This window comes from Paenibacillus sp. SRL342, from assembly GCF_984798905.1.
Map to the genome: position 1 here is coordinate 5,369,027 of NZ_OZ481790.1, position 26,235 is coordinate 5,395,261.

General features: G+C 43.8%; 33 protein-coding genes. 2 read left to right on the top strand and 31 right to left on the bottom strand.

From position 1 onward, the window contains the following. Positions 1–105: 105 nt before the first annotated feature. From AC4E8D_RS23655 to AC4E8D_RS23675, 5 genes are read right to left on the bottom strand one after another with little or no spacing between them, the layout of a single operon-like run. A complete protein-coding gene (locus AC4E8D_RS23655) occupies positions 106–1,005 on the bottom strand; it encodes an ROK family protein (protein ID WP_490205306.1) in 900 nt (299 codons plus the stop codon). A gap of 34 nt (positions 1,006–1,039) precedes the next feature. Continuing rightward, entirely contained in the window at positions 1,040–2,515 is a 1,476-nt protein-coding gene (locus AC4E8D_RS23660; protein ID WP_490205307.1) for a glycoside hydrolase family 32 protein, read from the bottom strand. Between the two features lie 25 nt (positions 2,516–2,540). After that, entirely contained in the window at positions 2,541–4,148 is a 1,608-nt protein-coding gene (locus tag AC4E8D_RS23665; protein WP_490205308.1) for an ABC transporter substrate-binding protein, read from the bottom strand. A 55-nt stretch (positions 4,149–4,203) separates the two neighbouring features. After that, the gene (locus AC4E8D_RS23670; RefSeq protein WP_036617174.1) at positions 4,204–5,085 is read right to left on the bottom strand and encodes a carbohydrate ABC transporter permease; all 882 of its coding nucleotides are present in this window, start codon (positions 5,083–5,085) and stop codon (positions 4,204–4,206) included. A gap of 16 nt (positions 5,086–5,101) precedes the next feature. Further along, positions 5,102–5,962: an ABC transporter permease gene (locus AC4E8D_RS23675; protein ID WP_223200008.1), complete on the bottom strand. Its 861-nt coding sequence runs from the start codon at positions 5,960–5,962 to the stop codon at positions 5,102–5,104. A gap of 540 nt (positions 5,963–6,502) precedes the next feature. Between AC4E8D_RS23675 and AC4E8D_RS23680 the strand changes: the two genes are divergently transcribed. After that, entirely contained in the window at positions 6,503–7,579 is a 1,077-nt protein-coding gene (locus tag AC4E8D_RS23680) for a LacI family DNA-binding transcriptional regulator (protein ID WP_339305346.1), read from the top strand. A 119-nt stretch (positions 7,580–7,698) separates the two neighbouring features. Here AC4E8D_RS23680 and AC4E8D_RS23685 read toward each other — a convergent pair whose 3' ends face one another. The 14 genes from AC4E8D_RS23685 to AC4E8D_RS23750 all read right to left on the bottom strand — a co-directional run bounded on the left by AC4E8D_RS23685 (position 7,699) and on the right by AC4E8D_RS23750 (position 17,527). Continuing rightward, on the bottom strand, positions 7,699–8,517 hold the full coding sequence (locus AC4E8D_RS23685) for a purine-nucleoside phosphorylase (protein WP_062835781.1): 819 nt from the start codon (positions 8,515–8,517) through the stop codon (positions 7,699–7,701). Positions 8,518–8,681: 164 nt separating this feature from the next. Then, positions 8,682–8,852 carry a hypothetical protein gene (locus AC4E8D_RS23690; RefSeq protein WP_490205309.1) on the bottom strand — a complete coding sequence of 57 codons (171 nt, stop codon included), beginning with the start codon at positions 8,850–8,852 and terminating at the stop codon, positions 8,682–8,684. Between the two features lie 197 nt (positions 8,853–9,049). Continuing rightward, positions 9,050–10,051: an endo-1,4-beta-xylanase gene (locus AC4E8D_RS23695; protein WP_490205310.1), complete on the bottom strand. Its 1,002-nt coding sequence runs from the start codon at positions 10,049–10,051 to the stop codon at positions 9,050–9,052. A gap of 239 nt (positions 10,052–10,290) precedes the next feature. Beyond that, a complete protein-coding gene (locus AC4E8D_RS23700) occupies positions 10,291–10,638 on the bottom strand; it encodes a hypothetical protein (RefSeq protein ID WP_339178621.1) in 348 nt (115 codons plus the stop codon). Positions 10,639–10,765: 127 nt separating this feature from the next. Then, complete coding sequence (locus tag AC4E8D_RS23705) at positions 10,766–11,644, bottom strand: aminoglycoside phosphotransferase family protein (RefSeq protein WP_490205311.1); 879 nt, start codon at positions 11,642–11,644, stop codon at positions 10,766–10,768. Between the two features lie 19 nt (positions 11,645–11,663). Beyond that, positions 11,664–12,152 carry a DinB family protein gene (locus AC4E8D_RS23710; protein ID WP_490205312.1) on the bottom strand — a complete coding sequence of 163 codons (489 nt, stop codon included), beginning with the start codon at positions 12,150–12,152 and terminating at the stop codon, positions 11,664–11,666. A gap of 30 nt (positions 12,153–12,182) precedes the next feature. Beyond that, positions 12,183–12,719, bottom strand: a complete 537-nt coding sequence (locus AC4E8D_RS23715; protein WP_490205313.1) for a GNAT family N-acetyltransferase — start codon at positions 12,717–12,719, stop codon at positions 12,183–12,185. 209 nt (positions 12,720–12,928) lie between these two features. Next, a complete protein-coding gene (locus AC4E8D_RS23720; protein WP_339178628.1) occupies positions 12,929–13,207 on the bottom strand; it encodes a hypothetical protein in 279 nt (92 codons plus the stop codon). A 12-nt stretch (positions 13,208–13,219) separates the two neighbouring features. Beyond that, positions 13,220–13,654: a hypothetical protein gene (locus tag AC4E8D_RS23725; RefSeq protein WP_339178631.1), complete on the bottom strand. Its 435-nt coding sequence runs from the start codon at positions 13,652–13,654 to the stop codon at positions 13,220–13,222. Positions 13,655–13,701: 47 nt separating this feature from the next. After that, positions 13,702–14,223, bottom strand: coding sequence for a cysteine hydrolase family protein (locus AC4E8D_RS23730; RefSeq protein WP_339178635.1), 522 nt, complete (start codon positions 14,221–14,223; stop codon positions 13,702–13,704). Positions 14,224–14,253: 30 nt separating this feature from the next. Further along, the gene (locus tag AC4E8D_RS23735) at positions 14,254–14,676 is read right to left on the bottom strand and encodes a hypothetical protein (RefSeq protein ID WP_339178638.1); all 423 of its coding nucleotides are present in this window, start codon (positions 14,674–14,676) and stop codon (positions 14,254–14,256) included. Positions 14,677–14,717: 41 nt separating this feature from the next. Further along, on the bottom strand, positions 14,718–15,263 hold the full coding sequence (locus AC4E8D_RS23740) for a GrpB family protein (RefSeq protein WP_339178640.1): 546 nt from the start codon (positions 15,261–15,263) through the stop codon (positions 14,718–14,720). 99 nt (positions 15,264–15,362) lie between these two features. After that, a complete protein-coding gene (locus AC4E8D_RS23745; RefSeq protein ID WP_091020301.1) occupies positions 15,363–15,935 on the bottom strand; it encodes a hypothetical protein in 573 nt (190 codons plus the stop codon). A gap of 98 nt (positions 15,936–16,033) precedes the next feature. Continuing rightward, positions 16,034–17,527, bottom strand: a complete 1,494-nt coding sequence (locus AC4E8D_RS23750; RefSeq protein ID WP_339178643.1) for a glycoside hydrolase family 43 protein — start codon at positions 17,525–17,527, stop codon at positions 16,034–16,036. A gap of 173 nt (positions 17,528–17,700) precedes the next feature. Here AC4E8D_RS23750 and AC4E8D_RS23755 point away from each other — a divergent pair, with 173 nt between their 5' ends. Further along, the gene (locus AC4E8D_RS23755; RefSeq protein ID WP_339178645.1) at positions 17,701–18,606 is read left to right on the top strand and encodes an ArsR/SmtB family transcription factor; all 906 of its coding nucleotides are present in this window, start codon (positions 17,701–17,703) and stop codon (positions 18,604–18,606) included. A gap of 66 nt (positions 18,607–18,672) precedes the next feature. Here AC4E8D_RS23755 and AC4E8D_RS23760 read toward each other — a convergent pair whose 3' ends face one another. The 12 genes from AC4E8D_RS23760 to AC4E8D_RS23815 form a co-directional block, all read right to left on the bottom strand. Then, entirely contained in the window at positions 18,673–19,200 is a 528-nt protein-coding gene (locus AC4E8D_RS23760; protein ID WP_339178647.1) for a DinB family protein, read from the bottom strand. A 27-nt stretch (positions 19,201–19,227) separates the two neighbouring features. Then, positions 19,228–19,686, bottom strand: coding sequence for an NUDIX hydrolase (locus AC4E8D_RS23765; protein ID WP_339178649.1), 459 nt, complete (start codon positions 19,684–19,686; stop codon positions 19,228–19,230). A 17-nt stretch (positions 19,687–19,703) separates the two neighbouring features. Beyond that, positions 19,704–19,853 (bottom strand): hypothetical protein, encoded by a 150-nt coding sequence (locus AC4E8D_RS23770; protein ID WP_165790026.1) that lies wholly within the window; start codon positions 19,851–19,853, stop codon positions 19,704–19,706. A gap of 34 nt (positions 19,854–19,887) precedes the next feature. Next, the gene (locus AC4E8D_RS23775; protein ID WP_490205314.1) at positions 19,888–20,628 is read right to left on the bottom strand and encodes a metallophosphoesterase family protein; all 741 of its coding nucleotides are present in this window, start codon (positions 20,626–20,628) and stop codon (positions 19,888–19,890) included. After that, entirely contained in the window at positions 20,625–21,569 is a 945-nt protein-coding gene (locus AC4E8D_RS23780) for a GNAT family N-acetyltransferase (protein ID WP_490205315.1), read from the bottom strand. Before AC4E8D_RS23780 ends, AC4E8D_RS23775 begins: the two co-directional genes overlap by 4 nt. Positions 21,570–21,607: 38 nt before the next feature. Beyond that, the gene (locus AC4E8D_RS23785) at positions 21,608–21,994 is read right to left on the bottom strand and encodes a DUF6896 domain-containing protein (RefSeq protein ID WP_490205316.1); all 387 of its coding nucleotides are present in this window, start codon (positions 21,992–21,994) and stop codon (positions 21,608–21,610) included. Beyond that, entirely contained in the window at positions 21,991–22,620 is a 630-nt protein-coding gene (locus AC4E8D_RS23790; RefSeq protein ID WP_074096143.1) for a hypothetical protein, read from the bottom strand. Before AC4E8D_RS23790 ends, AC4E8D_RS23785 begins: the two co-directional genes overlap by 4 nt. A 79-nt stretch (positions 22,621–22,699) precedes the next feature. Next, complete coding sequence (locus tag AC4E8D_RS23795; protein WP_490205317.1) at positions 22,700–23,401, bottom strand: DUF1361 domain-containing protein; 702 nt, start codon at positions 23,399–23,401, stop codon at positions 22,700–22,702. Between the two features lie 41 nt (positions 23,402–23,442). Next, positions 23,443–23,871, bottom strand: coding sequence for a GNAT family N-acetyltransferase (locus AC4E8D_RS23800; RefSeq protein ID WP_490205318.1), 429 nt, complete (start codon positions 23,869–23,871; stop codon positions 23,443–23,445). A 17-nt stretch (positions 23,872–23,888) separates the two neighbouring features. Next, entirely contained in the window at positions 23,889–24,338 is a 450-nt protein-coding gene (locus AC4E8D_RS23805) for a GNAT family N-acetyltransferase (RefSeq protein ID WP_490206507.1), read from the bottom strand. Positions 24,339–24,370: 32 nt separating this feature from the next. Further along, positions 24,371–24,781 (bottom strand): GNAT family N-acetyltransferase, encoded by a 411-nt coding sequence (locus AC4E8D_RS23810; RefSeq protein WP_490205319.1) that lies wholly within the window; start codon positions 24,779–24,781, stop codon positions 24,371–24,373. A 128-nt stretch (positions 24,782–24,909) separates the two neighbouring features. Then, entirely contained in the window at positions 24,910–26,136 is a 1,227-nt protein-coding gene (locus AC4E8D_RS23815; protein ID WP_490206508.1) for an amidohydrolase, read from the bottom strand. Positions 26,137–26,235: the final 99 nt, after the last annotated feature.

Sequence of the window (26,235 nt, forward strand, 5' to 3'; positions counted from 1 at the left end):
TCTTCAAAAAAATAAAAAAGCCCAAAAAGGACAGTGCGTCGTTTGGCTTATACCAATAAGCGAACCCGCAACCGTCCCTTCTGGGATGTATATTATTTTAGAGAACTACGAAGCATGTGAAGCTTGTGCTGCTTGTTGCAATGCTTCCAGACCCAAAGCGAGTGCACCACACAGGCCTGCATGCTGGCCCAATCCGGGCTGGACAATATATTGATCGATATGTTGCGTAATTGAAGTTGCATTCACATAACCATTGAGATTCCGCACTACCCGCTCCCGGATCATAGGAAACAGATGATCTTGCTGCATCACACCACCGCCCAAGATGATCTTCTGCGGCGAATGAAGCAGAATGGCAGTTGTAATCGACTCCGCAATGTAAAAGGATTCAATCTCCCACGCTGGATGATCTGCCGGCAGTTCACTGCCAGGGATCTGCCAGCGAGCTTCAATGGCTGGACCTGCTGCCATTCCCTCCAGGCAATCGCCATGATACGGGCATAATCCGGCAAAGTGATCGTCCGGATGGCGTCTTGTGCGTATATGTCCACCCTCGGGATGTAACAATCCGTGTACTCGTTGGCCCCCTGCCACGATTCCAACACCAACGCCTGTGCCAATCGTGTAATATACACAGTTATCCAGTCCTTGCGCCGCTCCCCACGTCACTTCACCGAGCGCGGCAGCATTCACATCCGTATCCCATCCAAAAGGAACCGGAAATTCATGCTTCAAGGTTCCAATCACATTACAGTTTTCCCAACCAGGCTTAGGCGTGGTCGTAATATACCCATAAGTGGGACTATCCGGTTGCAGATCAATCGGACCAAAAGAGCCTATCCCGATTGCTTCCACGTCTTTATCCTTGAAATAGTCGATAACCTTGGCAAGTGTTGTCTCAGGATGTTCTGTTGGAAAACTGATCCGATCTTCAATCTGTCCATGCTCATTGCCTACACCACATACAAACTTTGTTCCGCCCGCTTCTATGGCTCCAATACGCATCGTTCTGGGCTCCTTTCCTTCATTACAATTAACCTTAAGCCTTGTTAGCCTTGGTCGGTGATATCTCATAGATATGAAGTGAAGAGAAGACCAGATCTGTATTTTCTGCATGAGCAGAGAGGCCTTGGCAATCCGCATCAGGATAGATTAGATCCGTAATAACGGCCTGACCATCATTTGCAAATACCTCCACAGATGAATGATCTACAAAGATACGCAAACTTTGATTTCCATTCACTTCTTTTAACTCAGCTGTATGACGGCTCAGGAAAAGTTCATGAAAATTGCCGATGCCCGATCGACTACGATCAACGTACACTTCACTTCGGATCGAGTCTACACCAATGACCGTCTCGTGATCTGCGCCGCTTCTTAGCGCAAAATGGAACGACTGATCCTGAGCCCACTCTGCATGGATCTCATAGTTCACGAGTTGCAAAGCGTTCAACTGCTCACTCACTTGCTGAATCGAAGCATCCTGTAGAGACAATACTGGTGTACGGGCTTGCTCAAGTTCACGTGCAGGACGTTGAATCAATATAACTTCTCCCGCTCTTGTCTCCAGTGTCAACTCCCGGGCAATGGTCATTGCTCCACGGTAATCATTGGTTGGCGTCTGGTTGGCATACATCCAGTTGCTCATCCAGCCGATAATGAGGCGTCTTCCATCTTCCTCAGGAACGTCAGACCAACTAACTCCTGCGTAGTTATCCCGACCATAATCAATCCAGCGAACCGTATGGGATGCCTCGTCTGGGACAAATATAGTTCCATCAAATTCTCCGGTAAAATATTGTGTTCTGGAGCCTTCAATAAAAGCAGGATCTGCACCGATGCTAACGAGCATCACCCATTTCTCCTGCCCTGAATCTCCATCCACTGCAAGCGGGAACAGGTCGGGGCATTCCCATACGCCATCATGTGAACCAATCCCGGCGCCAAATTCACTTCCTAACGTCCAATCCTTCAGATTGGGAGAACGATACAGACATACCGTTTGACCACAAGCGATAATCATAACCCACTCCTTGGTCTGCTCATGCCAGAACACTTTGGGATCACGGAAATCAACAAAGGACTCATGCTTTAATACCGGATTACCCTCGTACTTAGTCCAGGTTCTGCCGCTGTCTTTGCTATACGCCAGACTCTGGGTTTGTATGGCATCTTGGTTTTTAACTTCAAGATGATGGGTGAAAATAGCAACCAATCCTGGCTCACCCTCAAAGAATCCGCTCGTATTATTCCAATCCACTACGGCGCTTCCCGAGAATATAGTGCCATTCTCATCAGGGAGTAAGGCTATCGGAAGTTCCTCCCAGGAGATCAGGTCCCGGCTCACTGCATGGCCCCAATGCATGGGTCCCCATGTGGTTCCATGTGGGTGATGCTGATAGAACAAGTGATACTCCCCATTGAAAAACACCATGCCGTTCGGGTCGTTCATCCACTTCTCTTTCGGTGAGAAATGGTATTCATTTCTGTAATCTTGTTTAAGAATTGTCGACATTATGGTTTCTCCTCCGTACTTCTCTTTATTTGTTATTACGGTCATATCCCGCTTGTTTAATCTGTAGCCATTCTTGCAATCCAAGGCGATCCAACTCTTTCAAGTAAGCGTCCCATTCCTGATCTATTTTCCCGTTCTGATACCATTCTGTACGCAGACGTAACACGTAGGCGAAGAGATCAGTCTGAATCGTGGACAATCGATCCAATTCATCAATGGAGAAGAACACACTTGGATATACGTTCTCCGCTTTCATATGCGGAACCATAACCTTGTCGAGAAGTTCCATCCGCCAAGCCGCATCTTCCGGTTTGGTTGTGTATTTGTCATAATAACTGTCGAGAATGGCCAATGGTCCTGCGATACTGGTTTTTTGTCTAAGTTCCACAGGTGCAGATCCTTCCAGTGGAAGATGCTTCAGCATCCCTTTGGCTTCATCGAATTCAAAAATATTTTGCTGACTCTCGTCTCCATAGGTACCCCAGTTGTTCTGTACGGATTGGAGCGGATCGTACAGTTGGTCTACCCACTTCGCTGTGGATTCCAGGTTTTTATTGCTGCTGGTAATGACCATACGACCACGATCAAGTCCTATTCCGTTTGTTCTTGTGACATTGACCTCTCCGTTAGGCCCGGCAACCGGAGGCATAACATCATACGTATCATTCATGCCTGTAATGTTAGCCTTATCCCATGTGAAGTACATGCCGTACTTGTTATCCTTGCCTTTCGCCAGGTACGTGTTCCAATCCTGCTGGTACGATTCGACATCGATCAGCCCTTCCTTAACCAGCTCATGAATGTATTTAACCGCTTCCTTGTAACCTTCATCAGCTGCCGTGAAGACCACTTTCCCATCATTGGTTACCACGGTATGATCCCAGTTCTCTCCGAGTCCAAATGCCGCAAAGAGAAATGTCAGATCTTCTCCGCCCGGTTTGTTAATGAAAGATAACGGAATTTCGTCGGCCTTACCGTTGCCGTTTGGATCTTGCGTTTTGAACGCGATCAATACTTCTTTCAGTTCTTCGGTTGTCGTTGGCATCTTCAGTCCAAGCTTGTTCAACCATTCCACATTAATCCAGGGCAAGTTATCCACTGACTGAATCCGTTGTTTGCCACTTCCGAGTTCTTCAATCCATGGGAATGAATAGATATGTCCGTCTGGAGCCGTGATCATGCTCTTGTATTCGGGAGCTTCCTCCAACACCTTTTTCAGATTGGGCATGTGTTGTTCAATCATGTCCTCAAGTGGAATGATCGCCCCGTCCTTCGCCAGTTTCAGGAGATCATAATCCCCGTAACCTGCATCAAAAATGGCATCCGGCAAATCACCGCTGGCGACCGCCAGATTTCTTTTTTCTGCAAACACATCACTCGTATAGTTCTTCCAGTTGATATGCACATTGGTTTTCTCTTCGAGTCGTTTGTTAATCAGCTTGTCGTTCGGATCAGCAGGAGCCAGCGGAGAGCTCTGTGTTATAAAATTCAATGTCACCTTGCCATCAGGGGATTGCGCCTCACTTGCCGCGCCGCCTCCACCTCCGCCACAAGCGGTTAGAAAGAGCATTGCAGATAACATGGAAATGGACGCCGTTGTAACGGCTTTTCTGGACTTGTTTACTTTTTTCATAATCATGACCTCCATGTGTTGGATTGGATCAACTTACTGTATCGCAGGCTGTTCACTATTTGAGGGAACCGACCATGACACCTTTTTCGAAATACTTCTGGAAGAACGGATACATGATGATGAGTGGCAGACTCGAAATGACAATCGCTGAGTATTTAATCATCTCGGAGAGCCGTTTCAGTTCCGCCATCGCGAGCTGATCACTGATCATGCCCGGTGCAGCCTGATTCTGAATCAGAATGGAACGCAGAACGAGCTGTAACGGATGCAGGTTCGGATTATCGAGATAGATCATTGCATCAAAATAGGAATTCCATTGCCCAACGAACGCATAGAGTGCAAGTACAAAAATGATCGGTTTCGACAACGGAATGACGATCTGGAAGAAAATCTTCATCTCAGAAGCGCCATCCACGTTAGCAGCTTCTTTCAGTTCTCGAGGGACTCCTTTGAAAAAGGTTCTGGAGAGAATGATGTTCCAGACGTTAACCGCTCCAGGGATGATGATCGCCCACACCGTATCAAGCATGCCGAGATTACGTATGAGTAGATACGTAGGGATTAATCCCCCACCGAAGAACATCGTAATGATAAAGATAATCATAAAAAATCCACGTCCCGCGAGTCTATCATCCGACAATGCATAACCTGCAAATATGGATACGGTCACGGTGATCAGTGCAAAAGAAACCGAGTACAATACCGCATTTGCAAACCCCCGGATCATGGCTGGATTGGACAAAATCATCTGATATCCGTCCAGACTCCAGTCCGATACATTAAAGGACAGTCCACGATTCAGTAGCACCGTGGGATCCATGAATGAGGCGATAACAATATAAATCAGGGGAACAACCACAACCAGTACAGCACAGGTGAGAAAGATGGCATTGAGTGTGAGGATCAACCGATCCATTCCCGTGTGTTTAACAACCATGGATAATACTCCTTTCCTAATAGAGGCCTTCGCCTTCATTCAATTTCTTCACAATCAGATTCACCGTCACCAGCAAAATCACATTGATAACCGAGTTGAACAATCCAACTGCCGCTGAATAAGCATAATCTCCAGACTGTAACCCCACCTTGTAGACATATGTGGCAATAATCTCGGAGGACGGCAGGTTCATGGACGTCTGCATCAGATAGGCCTTCTCAAATCCAATGGACATAATCCCGCCAGCTGCAAGGATAAAGACGATGGCCATAATCGGACGAATCGTTGGAAGATCAATGTGGCGAATACGCTGAAGGAGATTGGCTCCATCCAGATTAGCCGCATTGTGAAGCTCTGGATCAACATTGGCCAAAGCCGCGACGTATATGATGGAAGCCCAACCCGCTCCAGTCCAGATATCGGACAAAATGTAGATCCAGCGGAAATATTCCGGTTCAGACATGAACATGATTGGCTGACCTGTAATCCATGTGGCTAATTGATTAATTGGCCCTGTCGGTGAGAGGAAGATAAATAGCATACCCACAACAACGACAACCGAGATGAAATTGGGTGCGTATAGAAACAATTGGATATTTTTCTTGATGCCAGCTTTGCGTACCTGATTCAGCATGAGTGCCAGTAAAATGGGCACCGGGAAACTGAATATTAATCCCAAAAAGCTGAGTTTAAGCGTATTCATTAAAATGATATCGAAATTGGGTGAAGCTATAAATTTCTCAAAATGCTTCAGGCCTACCCAATCACTACCCATGATGCCTTTGATCGGACTGAAATCCTTAAACGCAATGATGGCTCCGTACATCGGAATGTACTTGAAGATAAGAGTCAAAATTAAGGCAGGTGCAAGCAACATATATAAAAAGTAATTTTTTTTGAGCTGCTGCAACCTGTGACCGCTTGTCGTCCTCACTTTCAGTACCCTTCCTTCGCCCTTTTTGCTGTCGGCTATGTTATCCAACACGATACCCCCGTTCATTCTAGAAGTTGACAATTGTTTTCAGTAAGGGCTTTCAATATTTACAATTGCCTATTTAATAATTTACAATTTATCAGGTTTCAACGGATTTAGTCAATACGTTTTGTAAAAAAATATTTGTGCATTTGATCATTTCATCTTTGCATTAATGTAACTAAAGAGGATTGAATTTGCATGTATACAGCACTGGATCGTTAATACCAGCCTAGATATTTCTATATCATTACTGTAATAGATCATCATTGTTACACTAGTTAACGAAACTTCTGGAACAATTATGAAAATAGAATTCACCTATCTAAATGTAAATGTAATTGTGCATTTGTAAAACAGAGATTGCTATTTGTCCCGTTCTATTATACATTTGACTTAGAGAAGAATATGGATGACTATTGATGATTAGAGGTGAAGCATTAGATGGCAAAGGAAAAAGTCACGATACAAGACATCGCTGATGCTTTGGGGATCTCCAGGAATACAGCTTCCAAAGCATTAAATGATAGCGGAAACATCCCGGATGAGACCCGAAATCGTGTAATTAAAAAAGCAATTGAACTTAAATATAAACAGTTTGCCTATATGGACAATGAGCATGTTCTAAGCAAGGCTCCGGGCAATATCGCCCTGTTAACTGAAAACCTGCCTAATACATCTCACTTTGGTTCGTTGTTAATCAGCGGTCTGGAGAAAAGAATCAGTGCGGAGGGATACAATCTCTCGATTCATATCGTGCGTGAAGACGATCAAGATACACTTACACTTCCCAACAATTTTGATATAGCCAAAGTAGACGGCATTATTTGCATTGAATTATTTGATCTGGAATATACACAGCTGATTACCGATCTGGGCATCCCCACCATCTTTATCGATTGCGCTTCCAACATATGTTATCCCGAATTCCAAGCAGATTTGCTACTCATGGAGAATGAACATAGCATCTACCAGTTAACCACAAAATTAATTGAGAGCGGCTACACAAGTATTGGATTCGTTGGAGATTACAATCACTGCAAGAGCTTTAATGAACGATGGGTTGGATATCACCGTGCTATGCTGGAGGCGGGGTTGCAGGTCGACCTGTCCCATTGCATCCTGGACAATGATCGCCTGTGTTTCTCCAAGCCAGGATGGTTGAACCAGCGAGTGGCCGAGCTGGCATCCCTACCTTCTGCTTACGTATGCGCTAATGACTTTATAGCAGTTGATCTGATCAGGGCGTTAAAAGATAGAAATGTCGCTGTGCCACAGGATATTGTGATATGCGGATTCGATAATGCACCCCAATCTCGAATTATTGAGCCAGCATTAACGACGGTTCATATTTATAGCAATGAGATGGGCATTAAGGCTGCGGAGATGCTGTTATCCCGGATTAATAGCCCGACACAGCCGTATCAGGTCTCACACATTGTGACCAAACCCATCATCAGGGAGTCCACACCAGCAATTATGGCCGATCATTCTCAGATGGTTCATAGTTCTGCAAAATAAAATAAACGTATGTCTCACGAGTAACAGCTCGTGAAGCATACGTTTTTTGGTGGTTTCGATTGGGTTGGATGAAAACTCTATCTTATCCATCGCGGCCTAGAAAAAAAATCATCTCGCGATTAGATCTCTTTCAAGATGCCTTTTACAAGTCCGATAAAGGTTGTTTTCACTTGCGCAGCCACTTCAATAACTTCATCATGACTTAACGGCTGATCCAGAATACCACAGGCCATATTGGTCAGACAGGAAATGCCTAGTACCTTCATACCGCCATGAATGGCAACAATGGCTTCAGGTACCGTCGACATCCCCACTGCATCCGCACCCATCGTACGAATCATGCGAATCTCTGCTGGTGTCTCATATGCCGGGCCACTCCACCATGCATAGACACCTTGTTGCAGGCCAACATTCTGCTCTTCTGCAACCTTAAGGGCAATGCTGCGCAGTTCGCGATTGTATACCTGTGATACGTCTGGGAAACGAACACCCAGTTCGGCATTATTCGGTCCCATCAACGGGTTATTGCCTACCAGGTTAATATGATCTGTAATGAGCATCAGTTGACCCGGCTCAAAGCTTGTGTTGATGGCTCCGCAGGCATTGGTGATAAGCAATTGCTCGACACCCAGCGCCTTCATGATCCGAACGGGGAAAGTCACTTCGTCTAGTGTAAAACCTTCATAATAATGAAGGCGGCCTTTCATCGCTACAACCGTTTTGCCCATCAGTTCACCAATAACCAATTCATTGGCATGACCAATAGCCTCCGATTGGGCGAAATACGGAATTTCTGTATACGGAATAACGGTCGCATTTTCAATCTCATCCGCGAGCGCTCCCAGTCCGGAACCCAGGATCATGCCTACGGCAGGTTTGGTATGGATTCGGTTTAATATGTAATCTCTTGCTTCCTGAATATGTGCGGATTGATGCATAATGATATCCTCCTGATGATCTGAATTGAGTAACGAAAACTGAGTTAATGAGGTGTTACTCATCAAGTGTAATGAACAATGGTCTTGATGTAAATGGAAGCTGTTCTATATCCAATAAAAAAACGACCCTGTGTTCCAGAATCGTTTAAAAACATGGACATGTCCTAATCCAATGTATATTTGTTTCTACTTTTCATGTAATCAATTGTCATGATCAGCAACAGCATCAATGTAGCAAACATCAGCGGTTTGGCAAAAGTACCTTCTTCAAAAATATAATAACTAAATATAAAATTTCCGGCAAAAGTAATTAAATAGTTTCGGATGTAATCCATCTTCTCATCTCATTTCAGGAAAGAATTTGGTTCACCATTTCTTCAACCCTATCACATAATTCCATTTAATACCATATTTTATCATCCACACAAATCAACGCCTCAATCATGCACGAGATGGCCGTTCTGTATAATCTATATTGACTACAACAAAAAATCGGCCACATCGTGACCGATTCTCTCCAGTTCCCTGATGTTCAGGACATAGGGTTAATGATACGCCAAAATGATTCCTTAGGCTGCAACTGCTGATCAAAAACAAAGGGCCAATTTTTGCGCCCACGAACCGGGAAATGGTCGAGCCAGGTATAATTGTCCGCTACTCCCCAGAATGTCACAGAGATAATGGATGATTTATACTCACGGAACAAATTAAAGATTTCTTCATATCGACGCTCCTGTAGCTCAGCCATCTCCGAAGTTGGCGCGGTGAGGTCCGTTCGACGATCCTCATGACGAAACACGGACATATCCAGCTCCGTAACATGCAACTGCACATCCAGTGAAGCATAACGCTCAATAGCCATTCGGATCTCCTCAATCGAAGGACCATGAATATTCCAATGCCCCTGCAACCCAATCCCGTGTACAGGCGCTCCCTTGTCCAGCAAAGACCGAACCAGATTGTAGATCTTCTCCCGTTTGACCGGGTCCGTCTCATTGTAGTCATTATAGAAAAGAAGAGCATTTGGATCAGCTTCATGAGCCATACTGAACGCTTGCAGCAAATAATCTTCCCCCACCAGCTCTAACCACTTCGTGTCCCGCATGAACAGGTCGGTCTTATCTTCAACAGCTTCATTAACGACATCCCACGCATATATTTGCCCCTTATACCGACCTACTACCGTATCAATATGTTGCTTCAAGCGAGATAATAATAGCTCTCTGGAAGCAGGAGCACCTGAGTTATCCTCAAAGACCCATTTCGATGTTTGATTATGCCAGACCAAAGTATGTCCGCGAACCCCAATCCCTTGGGCAACAGCAAAATCAACAATTTTATCCGCCGCCTCAAAATTATAACGATCCTCTTCCGGGTGAATTTCTTCAAATTTCATCTGATTTTCAGCCGTGATGCTATTGAAGTGTTTGGCGATGAAATCCCCTTTGGACTGCAACATTCTGGTATGTACTGCAGCACCTATTTTGAACGTATTGGCATAAGCAGCATGTAGTGATGGAATTTCGGTTGGCATTTACAATTCCTCCCTGCCATTTTTTATCCATCATATCGTTTGTTGAATACGCTTACAATGAACAAATTATACTTCTTCCCCCTCATATTTAACTATTTATGATCCTCGGCCCTGTTCGCACAACAAAAACACCTCCACTTATGTTCCACTGCTCATCGCAACAGAACATTTCTCGGAAGGTGTTTTGTGATCGGATGTTCAGTTAAATTCAACTCATGTACCAAAGAGGGTATGAAGCGTTACAGCTTGTCCACCTGTAACAAGGTCACCTGTTTCACTGTGCATGCCGGGTTAATTTGCTCCTCGGACAGAATGTTCAGCTTGATGAGGCTTTTCAGCTTATGGCTGTCTACCTTGGATAACAATCGCCAGATGTCCGGGTCTGGAAGAGAAGCATACAGCTTCTGATCATCGTATTCCTTCCGGTTCTGAAGCACTGTTTTCACGGTGTAACCACCAACCTGCGTCTCATACACCCCTTGTTCTACACAATACGCGACAATCTCATCTCGTAGTACAGACAGCTGCTGCTCAATATCTTTTTGCTGCTGCTTCAGGTCAAAGTAAGTTTGTACTTTCTGCTCCATATCGATCACGCTCCCTACTATCATAGGTATGCGAGGATCGCTAGTTTAGGACTGGCTGTTTATTTTAATTAAAAAAAGTGGTCTTTCTATTACTTAATCGTATACTATCTCATTGTGTATCCCCGTATTACGATTGCAGCAGGTGTTCATTTAAATATGGATTATGGACAGCCATACTGTGAACCCTTTCCATTACATCTGGCCCCATGGGTACATCCCCAACACGCCTCAACAGAATCCAGCGCAGGCAAGCTATTGCTCCAAAAATCTGTTCCTCTTCCAGCGTGTACGTATAACTGGCAGAACGTGCAAATTGAGCGTGATACATCTCGCCGTAACTTTCCCCATTATAGACGGTGATCAGAAATACAGACCATGCCATATCGTACCTTGGATCACCATACTGCCCATTAGTCCAATCAATGATGGTGTAATGGTCGCCCATCTCAAGAATGTTTCCCAGATTATAATCGCCATGAATCAAACGGTCCTGTCTGATCTGGACCTGCTGAATCAACTTTGCCAGAAGATCATTTATATCATCATGTAATTCAATTTGAGGAAAAAAGTATTGAACAAAATCGTATCTGAATATGTATTCTTCACCTTCTCCAGTACCCACTTCATTCACCGGATAACGATGGACCTCCATTAATCGCTCAGCCAAATGTGTCAATTTGGTTTGTGTTAATTGGGTAACGGGCTTTCCATCATAGCTCGTTAACAGCACTTGATTCTCTTGCTCGTCTAATCCCCAACCGTAGGGTTTGGAAACACGAATTCCACTTTGATAAAGCTTGGACAATAATCGATATTGTCTGGCGATATCCGGTTTGGAATCCTTGTCCCAGACTTTCAATACGTACCGCTGATCTTCCGTTTCAATTCTCATCACACTGGCTTCCAGTCCAGGTGGCAAGGAAATGATCTGATACTCCTGTTCAATCACCTGCTGGATATGTTCATCCAGTTCTATCCAATTCATCTGGCTAAGTTGAATTGTCATCGTTTCCCCTTCTTCCGTGTTATGAACGCCTCTCCTGGTTAGTCAGGCCTTTGCCAATGACATTAGCGGATACCGGCTGCTTGCCCAATTCTCTCGCCCATACGGATAACTGTCCCATATGGTGAATCTCATGGGCAATCACATGTCGCATAACTTCTCCCCATGAATCTGTACTGGCCTTGCCAGCTGAGCGATGATCGATATAAGCTCTTTTTTCCATACTCGAATCCCAGGCTGTAACAAATGCCTCCACATCAGGACGTAACTTGCGATCGAGTTGCCTTACTGCCTCAAGATTCTGGTAGTTTGCAAAATCTTCTGCATCATCCGGTTTGCCCTGAAGCAACTGAAGCCAGCTCCACTCTACATCAATGATATGAAATAATGTTTCTAATATGTTGCCTACTCCGCCTGTGCGAGGCCGAAGCAATTCTTCAAGCGATACATCTTCACACCACGCATACCATTGCTCACGTACCATCCAGTTATAACGAAAGAATGTTTCCATTGGTATATTCCCCTTTATCGGCTATGTTTTTCAGAGAGCTTTGATCAATTCTGTATTGGCAAAGGTTTCATCAGAATGTTCAAGATCACCATAAATTCCGCTGACCTGATTGAATCCGGATTTGATCCAAAAACGTAAAGCATGCCAATTTTTGAGCGCTACGTTGATTCGAATTTCCTTGTAACCAAGTTCGGAAAATTGACGCGTCAACGCCTGAATTAATTCTTGTCCATATCCCTGCTTCTGGATCTCGCTATGGATATATAAAAATTCGAGATAGATCGAATCCTCGGAGGGATACCCATGGTACACACTTAACAAACCAATATAGCGGTCATCCTCATTCGTGCGAATGGATTGAATTCGATAATTCTCCAGCCTGCCTCCTGGCGGAAGGTGGCCTTCTTCAAAACATTCTTTCACATAGTTCCGATCATGCTCTTGTCCATCCCATTGATGCAAGTACCGACTGGTCTCATATATGGACTCAAGTTCAGGAATATCAGATTCTTCCACATTCGAGACAATAAGTCGGTCTGACTTCCATTCTACTGGAAGTTGTTTCATCGTAATCACTCCATCTTTATATTCTATATAAAGTTGCACTATTGAATATTTACACTTACCACTCCGATGACAGAACAACCTTCCGATCGCTGTTATCCCCAGATTTTTTTGATTCCTTTTATAAAGTTAAAATCCGGGGATAAAGGCGAACACTCCGCTTCTTCAGGTCCTTTCTGTCCTCTCCGTTTTGTGTAAATATTCAGTTCAATTTATTTAGTTAATTTCTTTTTTATATACAAGATTACATGAATTCCTGCATAAATAAACAGGACATTGAACAAATATAGAAGTACATTTAAATAGATGCCAGATATAAACCAGATTGTTCCCTCAGAATTAGCATAATGATAATCCGTAAAGAATCGGATCGGGAAACCATACTCTGTTCGGAGCGGTCCATCTTCAGTATGTAAAGTTCCAGGAATACATAGGATGGCTAATACAGCAAGCCAGGCTGATAGATTCATTATTCTTTTGTTAATCGTCAATACCTCTCCTCCTTATTCAACACTAACGGTATCTTCACCAAAATACGTCCCTTCCAACTTTTGATCCATAAAGTCTCTTAAGTCCTTTTGATCAAGTTTATATTTCGTATCTCTATTAAATCTGCTTTTTGTGGATACTATAATCTGTTTCCGATTGTATTGAATTGTAACTTCAGCGTTATGTTTTAATTTTAAAGCAATTCCTGCACTCATGCTTCCTGTGACATCATCTACTGGTATTTTGGCTGATTCCGGGGCTGCATTCAGCCAGCCGACTATACGGCTAATGTCTTCTTTACTTAACGTAACATTGTCAATGCTAACGTGTGCTCCACCGTCGCCTGTCCTGGTGTACACAACTATGCTCATCTCTGTGCTTATCACTTGATTTCTCGAAATCGGCTTATTTGGATCTGGATTACTCGTGATTAGAAAATACAGAAACATAATTGCCGCACCTATGAAAAACCAGAATCGCCTACGTATTCCTAGCATTACAGCGCATTCTCCGTATCCACCACGTTGGCAAACAGTCTCAGTACCGTATTGTGATGTGCAATAATCTGCTCTGCTTGAAGCGTCTTTGAATTCCATGTGCTGTGCGCATCTTGAACCAGATTGACCGTGTATCCCAGACTGTAGGCTCTGCGGCAAGTCGTGTCTACACATACCTCGGTCTGCATTCCCGCGAGTATCAACTCCGTCACGCCGTTTTCTTGCAATTTCAGATGCAGATTGGTTTCGTGAAATGAATCCGGTTTCTCTTTTTCGATCACGAGGTCACCAGCACTAGGTGTAATGGACGGATGAATGACCCATCCCGGAGTTCCTCGTTCCAGTGGACTGCCTGCCCCTTCGCAGTGCTGGATATATATGATGGAATGCCCTGCTTCACGGGCCCTGGCAATTAACACCTGGATCTTCTGAAGCAATCGTTCCCCCTGATATACGGGATCTGCTTCATCAAACATCGCTACCTGTACGTCAATGATGAGAAGTGCACAATGCGTTGTCATTTTGCTTCCCTCCTGACAAATCAATTTAATTCAACTCTTTTTTCTTCGTACCTTTAACAAAACTTCCAATCCCATATCAATCAGTACAAATAGGATAGCGGCAAGAACGCCAAATAAGGTCAGAACTAACGTCTCTTTGAAATCCAAGATTGCTTCTCCTGCGCCCATGACCAGATAATAGATGTACATGCCTAAAACTCCAGCACATGCATAGCCTAATATCCTCGTACTTAGATACAACACATGATTAGAGAATTGTATTCGGCTGAGCAGGTAGTCCAGCAATATCGATAAAGGTAGCCCGATCAACAGGATCAAGGGAGTCGCGTATACCAGATAAATAAGAATATAAAAATCAAAACTGTAGGATTCATTCATCGATATGAGACTTGCAGCCAAAGTAAAACAAATGATGGTTAGAACGGTTGTCATCAGCTTTCTTCCCATGTTCATCTCATCACTCCAATACAGTTATCTCTATTCATTGGATGTGCTCATGCGTCAGATTTTGCCGGTTGCCATCCGATATCTTGAGACCAACGATGCGCTCTCTGTAATATGCTCCACACCATTGGTCCTTTTCCTTCAACATATTTGGGACGCTGATCTTTATACAGTGACATAAGTCTGTGCTTTTCTTCTGCATAGTTCAAACAATCTTCTGGATGCTCCCTTAAATAGTCTCTGAACAGCAAGGTCATCTGCTCGGAGAAACTACCTGCCTGTCTAACGTGTATATGTATCCTTCTGCTTCCGGGCACTTCCCGAAAGTAACGTTTAGTCTTATCTGGATTTTCTGCTCTGAATACAAATCCGACGGTTTCGATCTCACGTTTGTAGTCCAACAAATTTTCATACTGCGAAACAGATAGTTGTATATCTATGATGGGTTTGGCGTCTATTCCCACAATTGAAGTGGACCCAACATGATCAATCCGCACGGCCTTTTCTCCTAACGCTTCTCTTAATTTCGAACCCGTTTCGAGAAACAAATTACGCCATGCCGGATCATACTTTGCAATTCTCCATTGATCCTCCATACAACTCCTCCTTGGTTATCCAATCAAGCTTTATAATTAAATAACACGTTCTTTTAACCTTTTGTTACATGTAGATTATTTAGTGATGCCATATTGATATCATGCAAAATCATCATTGTTTATCCCTAGTTCTATTTGTTTTTTGGATTCAATCATGTATTCGTACACATCATCAATTTCTGTTATCCCTTTAATTTTCTCTTTTAACAGTTCAATAATTAATTGATTTTCACTCTCTCGCATCTTTATATCTTTCAAATAGTTATCGTTATAGTCATTCATAAAATCTAATTTGTTCTTATAAAATCGAAATCTCTCCAAAACATATACTTCCTTAAGATTAATAAATAATGCTACAAAATCCTTAAAGTTTCTGGCAACTAAAGTTACTTGATTACCAAACGCCGTAGGTTGGATAAAGATAACCGGAGCTTCTTCCAAATCACTAATGGATCTGTTAAACGTGAAAAAAGCAAAATGGTCACCATCTGCCCCTGTTCTTCCAAATATAATGGCATCATCTGGCGTACAATAGTATCGATCATCATCATTGTTAAAACTAATATAAAACCCCACATAATCATGAAGGGTCGCATCATGTTGTTTACGTAATTCCTTATCTATTCGAACGATGCCTTCTAATGATTCCGGCATTTTATAATGTACTTCCACGTTTGCATACCTCTCTTCTATTGGCATTGATTAATATATCTATATTTTGACACAAATTAAAAAAAAGAGAAGGACCCTTAGGCCCTCCCCTTAACTTCTTAATGATAATCACACTTGAAATTTGTAAACTCAGCTGAAGTATCTTGCCCGCTCGCGTATAACCCAATAAGTACGCCCGTAAAACCTCCTGCCACCTCCGAGGATAGGTATCTCGTCTGTGCCGTGCCCAGCAGAACCTCTTCACCATCTGCTGCTTGAAACAGGAAACTGTAGCGTTCTTGGCTTGATCGGATCACCAGCGTTGCATACTGTTTATTTCCCAGATCCACTTCATGTTCTATCGATTTGATATCACCGATATTTAGACGCTCGACCACCTTATAACCGTTCTGCTGCCCACGAATAGCCACTTCATAATGATGATTCTCATCCATGTAGATCGTGATCCCGGCTTCTCCAATTGTCAGACTAATATCAACTGAAATTGTTGCATTAAAGTCTTTTTGACGTAGCCCGATGAACGTCGGGGATGCCGGAACGTCCAGCGTTACATCGGTTCCTGTTAGCGTAAGCTTGTCTGATTCGAGCTGGTAATGCTCTGTATTTGGATGACGAAGATAACACCAGTCGAGGTTCCAGTCTGTATTTTCAAACGTATAATTCTTCTTATCCTGCTGGATCACCGTATCCGGGATACGATTGGTCTCAAAACTCGTCAGTGTTGTGCCTTCATGCCCGGCTGTAAACCATCCGTCTTCACCAAACGTAATTGGAGTCAGAAATACTTCTCGGCCCAGATGATGGTACGTAGCCCATCTGCCAATCTGTCGGAATCCCAGGTGAAAGAGCCACCAGTTCCCCCGATCATCCTGAACCACATCACCATGCCCTACTCCCTGGAGCTCATATCCGCCCAGATTACGGTTGGTTAGAACTGGATTTTTCGCATAGGCCTCGAACGGTCCTGAAGACGAAGTTCCCCGGGCATACGTTACCATGTGACCATACTCGGTGCCGCCTTCGGCTGCAAGCAGGTAGTAGTAACCGTTCATTTTATAGAGATGCGGACTTTCCAGATATCGTCCACCTGTTCCGTTCCATATCGAACGACTCGGGGTCAGTTTGCGGCCAGTTTCAATTTCAAGCTCACACTGAACAATTCCGCCAATGCCTTCATCATCCACCCCGTTACTCATAAACAAGGTTTTTCCATCTTCAAAATACAAATCGGGATCAATCCCGCCTTGATCCACATAAATAGGCTCAGACCATTCTCCGTAGATATCGTCCGTCCAGACATAGAAATTCTGATGCGTCGTATCATTCGTTGTGACCATATAAAAACGCCCGTTATTGTGCCTGATGGTTGGGGCAAATACACCCCCGGAGCTATTCACCGTCTCGAGCTGAATCTGGCTTTTACGAGTCAGGCAGTGACCAATCTGCTTCCAATTCAGCAAATCCTTGCTTTCAAAGAGCGGTACGCCCGGAAAATATTGAAAAGAACTACACACCATATAGTAGGTATCGTACACCTTAATCACACTAGGGTCTGGATAAAAACCTTTCACAACAGGGTTATTGTATTTCATTACTCCACTCCATCTCTTATTATAAAATTCACATATATAAGAATTCAACTTGGTAACAACTACAAAAATTAAACACCATCGGGCATTAACTTGCAATGAATCTGGATTGCATCTTGGAGTTAATTTCATTAAATTAATATATATGTGATTTTAGAGGGTAGGGAGTTGTACAGATGATCAAAGCAAATGGGGAGCCCCAGTTCCTTCCTTTATATGAGGCGCTGGCAAGCGAAGTCAGATGGAGAATCATGGATATGATTGCAGATCGCGAAATGAATGTGAAGGATATTGCGGCAGCCCTAGAGCTTAGCCCCTCCATTGTCACGATGCATATTCGCAAACTGGAGGATGCGGGTCTAATTGGGAGCAGACGAGTTCGGATAAACGGAGGGACGCACAAATTATGTTACCTCAAGCAAAATCAGATTGAGATCGAGCTGCCATCCCCAAGCCAAACTTCACGAACCAGAGAACAGACGATAGCCGTGGGACACTACACTGCTTTTGATATTCACCCTACCTGTGGGCTAGGAACACTTGAGAAAGAAATCGGCGTATGGGACGATCCACGTTACTTCCTTGATCCTGAACGTGTTCACGCCGCTATCTTGTGGTTTGGGAAGGGCTATGTTGAATATAAAACACCTAACTTTGTACTACCGGATCAGACAACTGATGCTATTGAAATTTCGATGGAACTGGCGTCTGAAGCTCCGGGATTGCGAGATCATTGGCCTTCGGATATTCGTTTCACCTTCAATGGCATTTCACTTGGAACGTGGACAAGCCCTGCCGACTTTGGCAGAGCAGCACGCGGCAAATATACGCCGGAATGGTGGCATCGCAATGTGAATCAGTATGGATTATTGAAGACCATCCGCATTGATGCCTCCGGTACGTATATGGATGGTGAGCGGATGTCAGACGTTACTCTCGCGGATATTAAGCTTAGCGAACCGTTCTGGACGCTTCGCTTCACAGTTGACGAGGAAAGCCCCAACGTAGGAGGATTAACGATCTATGGTGCCGGTTTTGGTAACCATGATCAGGATATTGTTATTCGTGTACTTCAGATCTGAAGTAACCACTGAGGGGAGGTGGTGATATCATCAGATCTGGCATTAGAAAAATAACCTGTCTATGTGTTAGCAATCATTTTGTGTCTGGAACCACTTTCTTAGCTGATTCATATGAGCTTGATGATAACGGTTATGGTCAGCCATATGCCATAATCCCCAACGTACCGTAGCTTGCTTTTCGTTCTGATGTCCAAAAGTAACTACTCGATTTAGGTCAGCATCTGCTACTTGTGTGCAGGTTTTTTTCAGAAGGGTTAATATACCCTCATATTGAGAGATAAGTATGTCACGTGACACACCTTGAACCAGCGGAAGTCTATTATTTTCATCAATCATGGGACCATATTCCTCTATTAATGGCTGCGGAAGGGCAACTCCCTTTATTCTATAAACCCAATTCATATCAACAAACGTAATATGTCGTATTAATTGAGCTGTACTATTAAACTGGTTCTGTTCCCCTTTGTAATCTACCTCTTCTTGCGACATCCCCTCAGTAATCGATTTAAGTCGCTCACTATTCTCTCTTACTGCCGAAAATAACATTCCAACAATAGGTTCCATATTTGCTTCACCTTGTAAATCGTAAATCATAGCATCCCTCCTCGCTTGAATACATGTCTATTTCGCTGACTCTCTGTTCAGTCTTTGATTTAATTCCCAGATTGCTACTCTATTACTATCCCATTTAAGTATTTCACGAGCTTCTTCATAAGCCACCCATTTATATTCTGAGTGCTCATTGGATAAAGACAGATCCATTTCATCCAGTTCTACTCCAAAGCAATACTCAGGAATAACAAATGTATCAGGTCCCCACATAAAATAACCAACCACATCTACCACGGAGTGAGTCGATCTTGAATTAAGACTCCTGTATTTACTATTTAAAGGGATACCCGCCTCTTCAAATGCTTCTCTCATAGCTGCTTCTAATGGTTTTTCTTCATCTTCCCCTCCCCCAGCTATGCCCTGCCAGTAACCTTCTCTTGATCTTCGAAAGATAGCGTATGCATAGTCATTTGAATCTTTCAACCTGGTATAAGGAAAAACTAATATTTGAAATGGTGCTCGAGACACAAGTACATCCCTCCTCTTTACCCTCGTTCTTTTAACAGGTCCTTAATCTCCCTTAACTCTGATAATATTTCTTTGGTGTGCTGGCTATTTTTTGAGTTATCTATTCCAACTTTCACAACATAAATACCGAGGAACAGATACACCACCAACATAATGATCATTCCCAAGTACATCTCTCCTTTCCAAAGTAGCAGCACATTGCTACGAACGTTCACTATACTCTCTCTCCAACTGAATTCCATGGAATGCCTTCAAAATAAAAGCCCGATCCGGAACGTTCAACCGTTCATACGATTTCAGATACTCCCTGTTGTCATATGGAACGCCAATGAATTTCACGTCCACTTTACCCTCTTGGAGATCCACGATCCCATATCTGGCAATGGCAAGATCGTTACAGCCTAAAGCTCCCGGATTCAGATAGATTCGTTGATCTGTCTTATAATAATGAAGAATGTGATGATGACCAAAACAAACCAAATCATAGTTCGTATCCTGATACCTTGCATCCAATTTGGTTCCGGATGATTCTTTATCGATGACATCCAGCTTGTCGTTGTTCATATGATAATGAGTCAAAAGGAACTGACGTCCTTCGACCTCTATTTCAACGAATTTTGGTAGATCTTGTATTCTCTTGATCGATTCTGCACTCAAATGCTGACCAATCCATTCGTGATGCTCGGCCATGCCTTTGTGCCCTTCTAATGGACCCTTATTTTGAAGCAAACTTAATACGGCCTCTTCGTGATTCCCTGAAATCGCTAGCATATTTTTACGGCTATATAACATCTCGATCACTTCATTGGAGTACGGGCCAATACCGATCATATCCCCCAAACAAAATGTATGCTCAACATCCACTCTGGAATCGATATCAGCCAATACCGCTTGAAGCGCAGGAACATTCCCATGAATATCGGTTAAGATGGCAACCTTCATTGTGATTCCTCCTCTGGAATATACATTGTCTGAATCTCCTGTACGCCCGGAATAAATCCCATATTCAGATATACGGACTCGGCATCATTTCCCTGCATCACATACAATCGCAGAACGGGATACTCACCCTTAAGTCCATTTAATGCTCTCTGTAACATCAGTGTAGCAAGCCCTCTTCCTCTATAGGCCGGCCGAACCCCTATGCTGTATACAGCAGCCTGATTATCTTGCAAGCACAAGCGACAATTTGCAATAAGCTGTCCCGTTTCCTTGTCGTATACAAGTGTGGACGCTTGGGTCAGAATTTCATTCGTATAATTAGGGTCATCGCTTGGTATGAAATCTGCAAGAGTGGTATGTTTTCTTCGTGTAGCTTCAAGACTTCCCGCAAAACTCTCCAGGTCACATTGAGCAATTTCAGCCTCATTCACATACTTTCGGGTACCCGCTTCATCTTCGATAATTTCCAGACTCTTTACAGTTACCCTGCTGTCCCACTCGATCTCAAAATGATCTGTAGGCCGCTGCATCCAGCGACATCTGAACTCCACTGGCCAGAATCCTGCTCTTGCGTATAGATCCACTTGGTCTGGAAGAATCTCAAAGGTCAGAATGCGTTTCGTGCGATCCGACCACTGTAATAATTTATGCTTCAGAAGCTTCAATACCTCAAAGCACTGCTGGAATGGCGGGATAAAAAACAAATGATACATCCGGTTAGGCTCCATTCTCACGCCACCTATTTTGCTTTCCCCTTTGTAAATCCAGTACGCACTGATCTTGGAAGAACTGAACTCTTCTTCCCTGAAAAATCCGACATAACGCATATCATAATAAACCGTGCAATATAATCCCCATTCGGCAAAATCTGCTTTGCGAATCGAATATTCATCCGACAGATCATATTGAAGAATATCTGTAGACCACTCAGTTAACCCCATATGTAATTCCTCCTCAGTTTTAATTAAATGGCAAGCAATCAAATCATTTTTCTATACCCCACCCCGTGAACATGAATTAACACATGCTGTGCCTCCATACGTTCGAAGAAATCCAACATGTCCTTAAACGGATTCTCGAAATACAAAAGACTACCAAGGAAAACCTCTAATGTCTGCCCTGTTTCTGTATTCTTGAACATACAGTGCTCGCCGTGAACATCAAAATACCAATTTCCCGTTAATTCTTCTTCTCCGTGGATTACATCCGCATTGGTCAGCAGATGGTACGCACCTGCGAGAATTTCCGCCCGATCAGGCTGATCGGTTTCCAATATCAGTTGGTCGATCAATTGCCGCGCGATTCTTTGGTACATATCCATCACAGCCAACAATTCTTCCGTGATTTCCTGGGTTATTGCCTTCATACCTTCATATCCTTATCCGGGTATCCAATTTCTGCAATTTCACCTTCGATATCACTTAATTTCAGTTCATCATTTAATTGCTGTAGTAAGACCTCATCGATCGGCTTCATATCAAATACCTGTTCAACCAGTTTGATATCCAACGCTATCTCGTAGTAATCCTGTGCCCAAGCATGATAATATTTCGCGCCGCCTACCAAAATCTCTAACAGTTCGTATTCATGATCCCCAAGCTCTGTGCCCGCAGACCACCCTTCCTGATCCGCCACACTCCAGATACAGAACGTCGTCTGATCCATTACAAATGCCGGCTCTACCACAAAAGTATTAAATGCTTCTGGAACGCTTTTTACCACCTCGCTCCTATCAACCTTATGCTGAAGTGTATACTCTTTATCAAAGCCTTTAATTATCAGCCCATTCGGACTGAATATTGCAAAATAATGATCTCCTTGCCCATCTCTCATGGATGCCATTTGCTCATTCGTGTCCCACTGGGAATTATACGAGTAATACCTGTACTCCCATTCCGGCATCAAAATGGCATCCAACATAGCTGCTGCCTTTAGAATCTGTTTGCATTCACTAATGTGAGGAAGTTTATCGATAAAATTGAGATTACCCATCGTGTGATATTGCCTCCTTGGTGTCATTTTTATAATTAAATAGGCAATGGCTGTTCCTTTACCCTTTTAAATGGAATAATTAGTTGCCCGACCTTGCGGTTAGCAAGGATATAATAACGTATCCAAAAAGTTGAACCGTAAATACAATGGCAACAAACTCAACCATCATGCTGTTCGTTGCATTAAAATCATTCACAAGATCCACGAAAATCTTCCCAGGCCGGGATAATACATCCCACGAATTCCACCGATTAAATCTACCAATGTAAACCCCTATACTGCTCAATAGGAAAATAACACCGACAACCATCATGCTGATGTACTTATTTACTAATTTGTTTAACATTTCGTGGATTTGAATGATCGAACAAGTCGAGAGCAGCAATCCGATGATCGCTACGGCAAACGTCAGGGTGAGTCCATACCAAAAATCAATATTAACCCAAAATCTAACTTCCCCTTGAGCATCAAAATATCTGAATGAATGCAGAATCTCCGTAAAAAGGTAGGCCGCATTGGGCAGAAAAAAGAGCCATACTCCACACATCAGCCCCATACATATCATGCTCGTTGTGGTTAATTTCTTATTAAATATGTATCTAATGCAGGATGAGATGATGAATGGTACCCATGCCAGGAACATGTCCCAACTTAAAAATCGATACATATTCGTATCTGATTGGGCACGTAAATACATCACAACACCTAGACAACATAAAGTAGCCACGAGCAAGGTAACGATGAGTCGGAGATCTTGAACCGGATGTTTGTTATCTTTCATTTCTTTGCTTCTACTTCCTTCTCCTTGATGAATGTTATAAGTTATAAATACTTTTTAAATGCCTTGCTGGATTCTCCGTTGTACCCCAATTTCGTATAAAAGTGATGTGCTTCATGTCTGGATGATCCGCTCGTTAGAAACACCTTCACACAATTTTTCTGCACACATACATGCTCTATATGTTTCATCAATTCAGACCCATATCCCTTGCTCTGCACATGTTCCGTAATGATAACCCGCTCAACTACGCCGAATGGTCTATTTTCCACCAAAGCATCCAGACAAATATGTAAATGAGCCGTGCCGATCACCTGATCACCCATTTCATACACAAACAAAAAACTGTTTGGATTATTCCGAACCTCTTCAATCCGTTCTGCCAGTACCTTCGTGTTTAAGTTGTTCGGCAATAATTCTTTATACAGCCTTTCAATAACCGCTACATCCCTAGCTTCTGCCTCTCTTATCATCAAGCTTCCCCTCCCTGTTACCTCACTTGATAACTTAAAATGATATCACCGTTGTCCTCGAATTCACCCGTGTCCTGAAATCCGCAACGTTTGTACAGCGCATTTGCCGCAATGTTATGGGGAACATGGGATACCCTGATTTGCTGGCAGTCACTCCTCTCTTGCAACATACGAACCACTTCTTGAATGGCAAGTTTGCCGTAACCCTTCCCCTGGTACTTCTCATCAATCATGAAGCGCAGAATCCAGTAATACCCGTCATTGTAGATCTCGTTATCAAATAAAATAAAACCGACCATCTGATCCTCTGCCAAAATACCGTATGGTTTGGACGTAATTTCCTTCGTTGCATGAATCAATGAATCCGCATTGCTAGCTACCAAATCCAGCTGATCTTCCCGTGTTTTAAGTTGGATGCACTCAAGTTCATTTTCTTTGGTTATAGGTTGTAACGACACTTGCTCCATACCCACAATCCTCTCTCCTTGCAGCTTACTTATTAAATTTTCTTGATCAATATAATTTCCAAAGGTTGTGTATCGAGCAACAGAGCCCCAGCATCAACATACCCCAGCTTTCGATAGAAATGTTGGGCATGTTCGTCTGATTGCGTTGAAGTCATCACCGTATCGAAGCCTTGTTGCTTCATTAAATTTTCCCAGTAATGCACCACTTTTTTGCCATATCCGCCGTTTCGATAGGGTTCATCAAGCCAGATCATATTCATGAAGGGAAGGTTGTCCCAAAAGTAACCGTACCTCATCCATCCAACTCTTGATCCCTCGTCCTCGTCCCATAGGATAAATATTTCTTTCTCACTAATCTTCGTTTTCACAAGTGGCTGATGCATATGCCGATCTCTTTCAATGATATAGTCATAGTCGGCTTCCGTTGCATATTCAATCTTCATTGGAATTGCCCCCTTCATTAACTACGTCCATCATAACCCAAAATGTGGTATATGCGAACAGTTCCTTCCTCTTTTTCTCCCATGCCAAAAAACCACGGTTTCCCGTGGCTCCAGCCGCTCTATTTTCCTCAATCCGATGTCGATCTGCTCACCAATTGCCCCATGTACCATACAGCTTGCCGCGCAGATCGCCGCGCAACGGCTTGCGCCGAACAACTCGCATGCACCAATACAAAACTCGCGGTGTCGCCTACCTTCGGCCAGACTTGCTCCCCTTGTGAATCCAGTGGTGTAATACCGCCTGTTACCCATGCCAAAGATTGAGACAAGGACAGTTCGTCACTATATCCGTACAGTTCTGCGAATCGTCCCGCTTTCTCAAGCATATCCCCATTGCCAAAAGGAGACCAATGATCCGTCAAGCTGTCTGTGGCCAGCTTCACGTTCACACCCATACGGCGGAGCATGGGAAGAGGCATCATCGTTCTGCCAATGGGCACCGTGGAAGCAATGCTCATCCCAAGCGAGGCCATTCGCTGCGCCATATCTTCTGCCTCCTGCTGGTCTGCGCCGCCGAACCAGAACGCATGACTTACCGTAACTTTACCCTGAAGCCCTGCGGCTTCGGTCAGATTCGCGAGTTCCAGCAGCGTTTGTTTGCCGGCCTGCCCGCCATCATGCAGATGAATATCGATGCCCGCCTGGTGCTGAACAGCCAGTTCAACCATGGCGTTCAGTGATTTCTCAATCTGTTCGTCCACCGTATGGGGATCAAGTCCGCCCACATGTGTTGCCCCTTCCTTCATCGCTTGGCCCATAAGCTCCACTGAATGGGAGCGAAGAAGTCCATGCTGCGGGAAAGCCACGATCTCGGAAGAGATTTTGCCCGAGAATGATTCCAGAGCCTGCCGCGTCGCTTCCAGTCTTTTCAAGCCACTGACAGGTTCAATATTGCAATGACTACGTACATGAGTGGAGCCGTACCCCTGGATCAAGGTCAGAATACTCTCCGCTTGACGCTGGGCATCTGGTAGCAGCTTGGGCAACAGAACCTTCTCTTCTTCAATACGTTCGAAAATACTGGAGATACGTTTAACGGCTGTCCACGGCCCATCGTAGTAGGTTTTATCCAGATGAATATGTGCCTCCTCGAACGAAGGTAACAGCAGAAGTCCCTTGGCATCTACTTGTGGTAGATCGCTAGACAGCGGGTTGTTTCCTTCCACAATATCCGCAATCACTCCATCTTCAATCCGCAGATGAGCGAGGCTTGTCCGTGTCCCCGTCACCTGTTGCCCTTCCCGAATATAACTCCGCTCCACAGTCACGTTTGTTAACCAATAAGCCTGCTTCATCATGTCGTCCCTCTTTCCTTACCCGGCATTACGTCCCCCGGATACCAATTGATCTATGATCCATGGTACCATACGGTTTCACCGGGCAAAAATACGTAA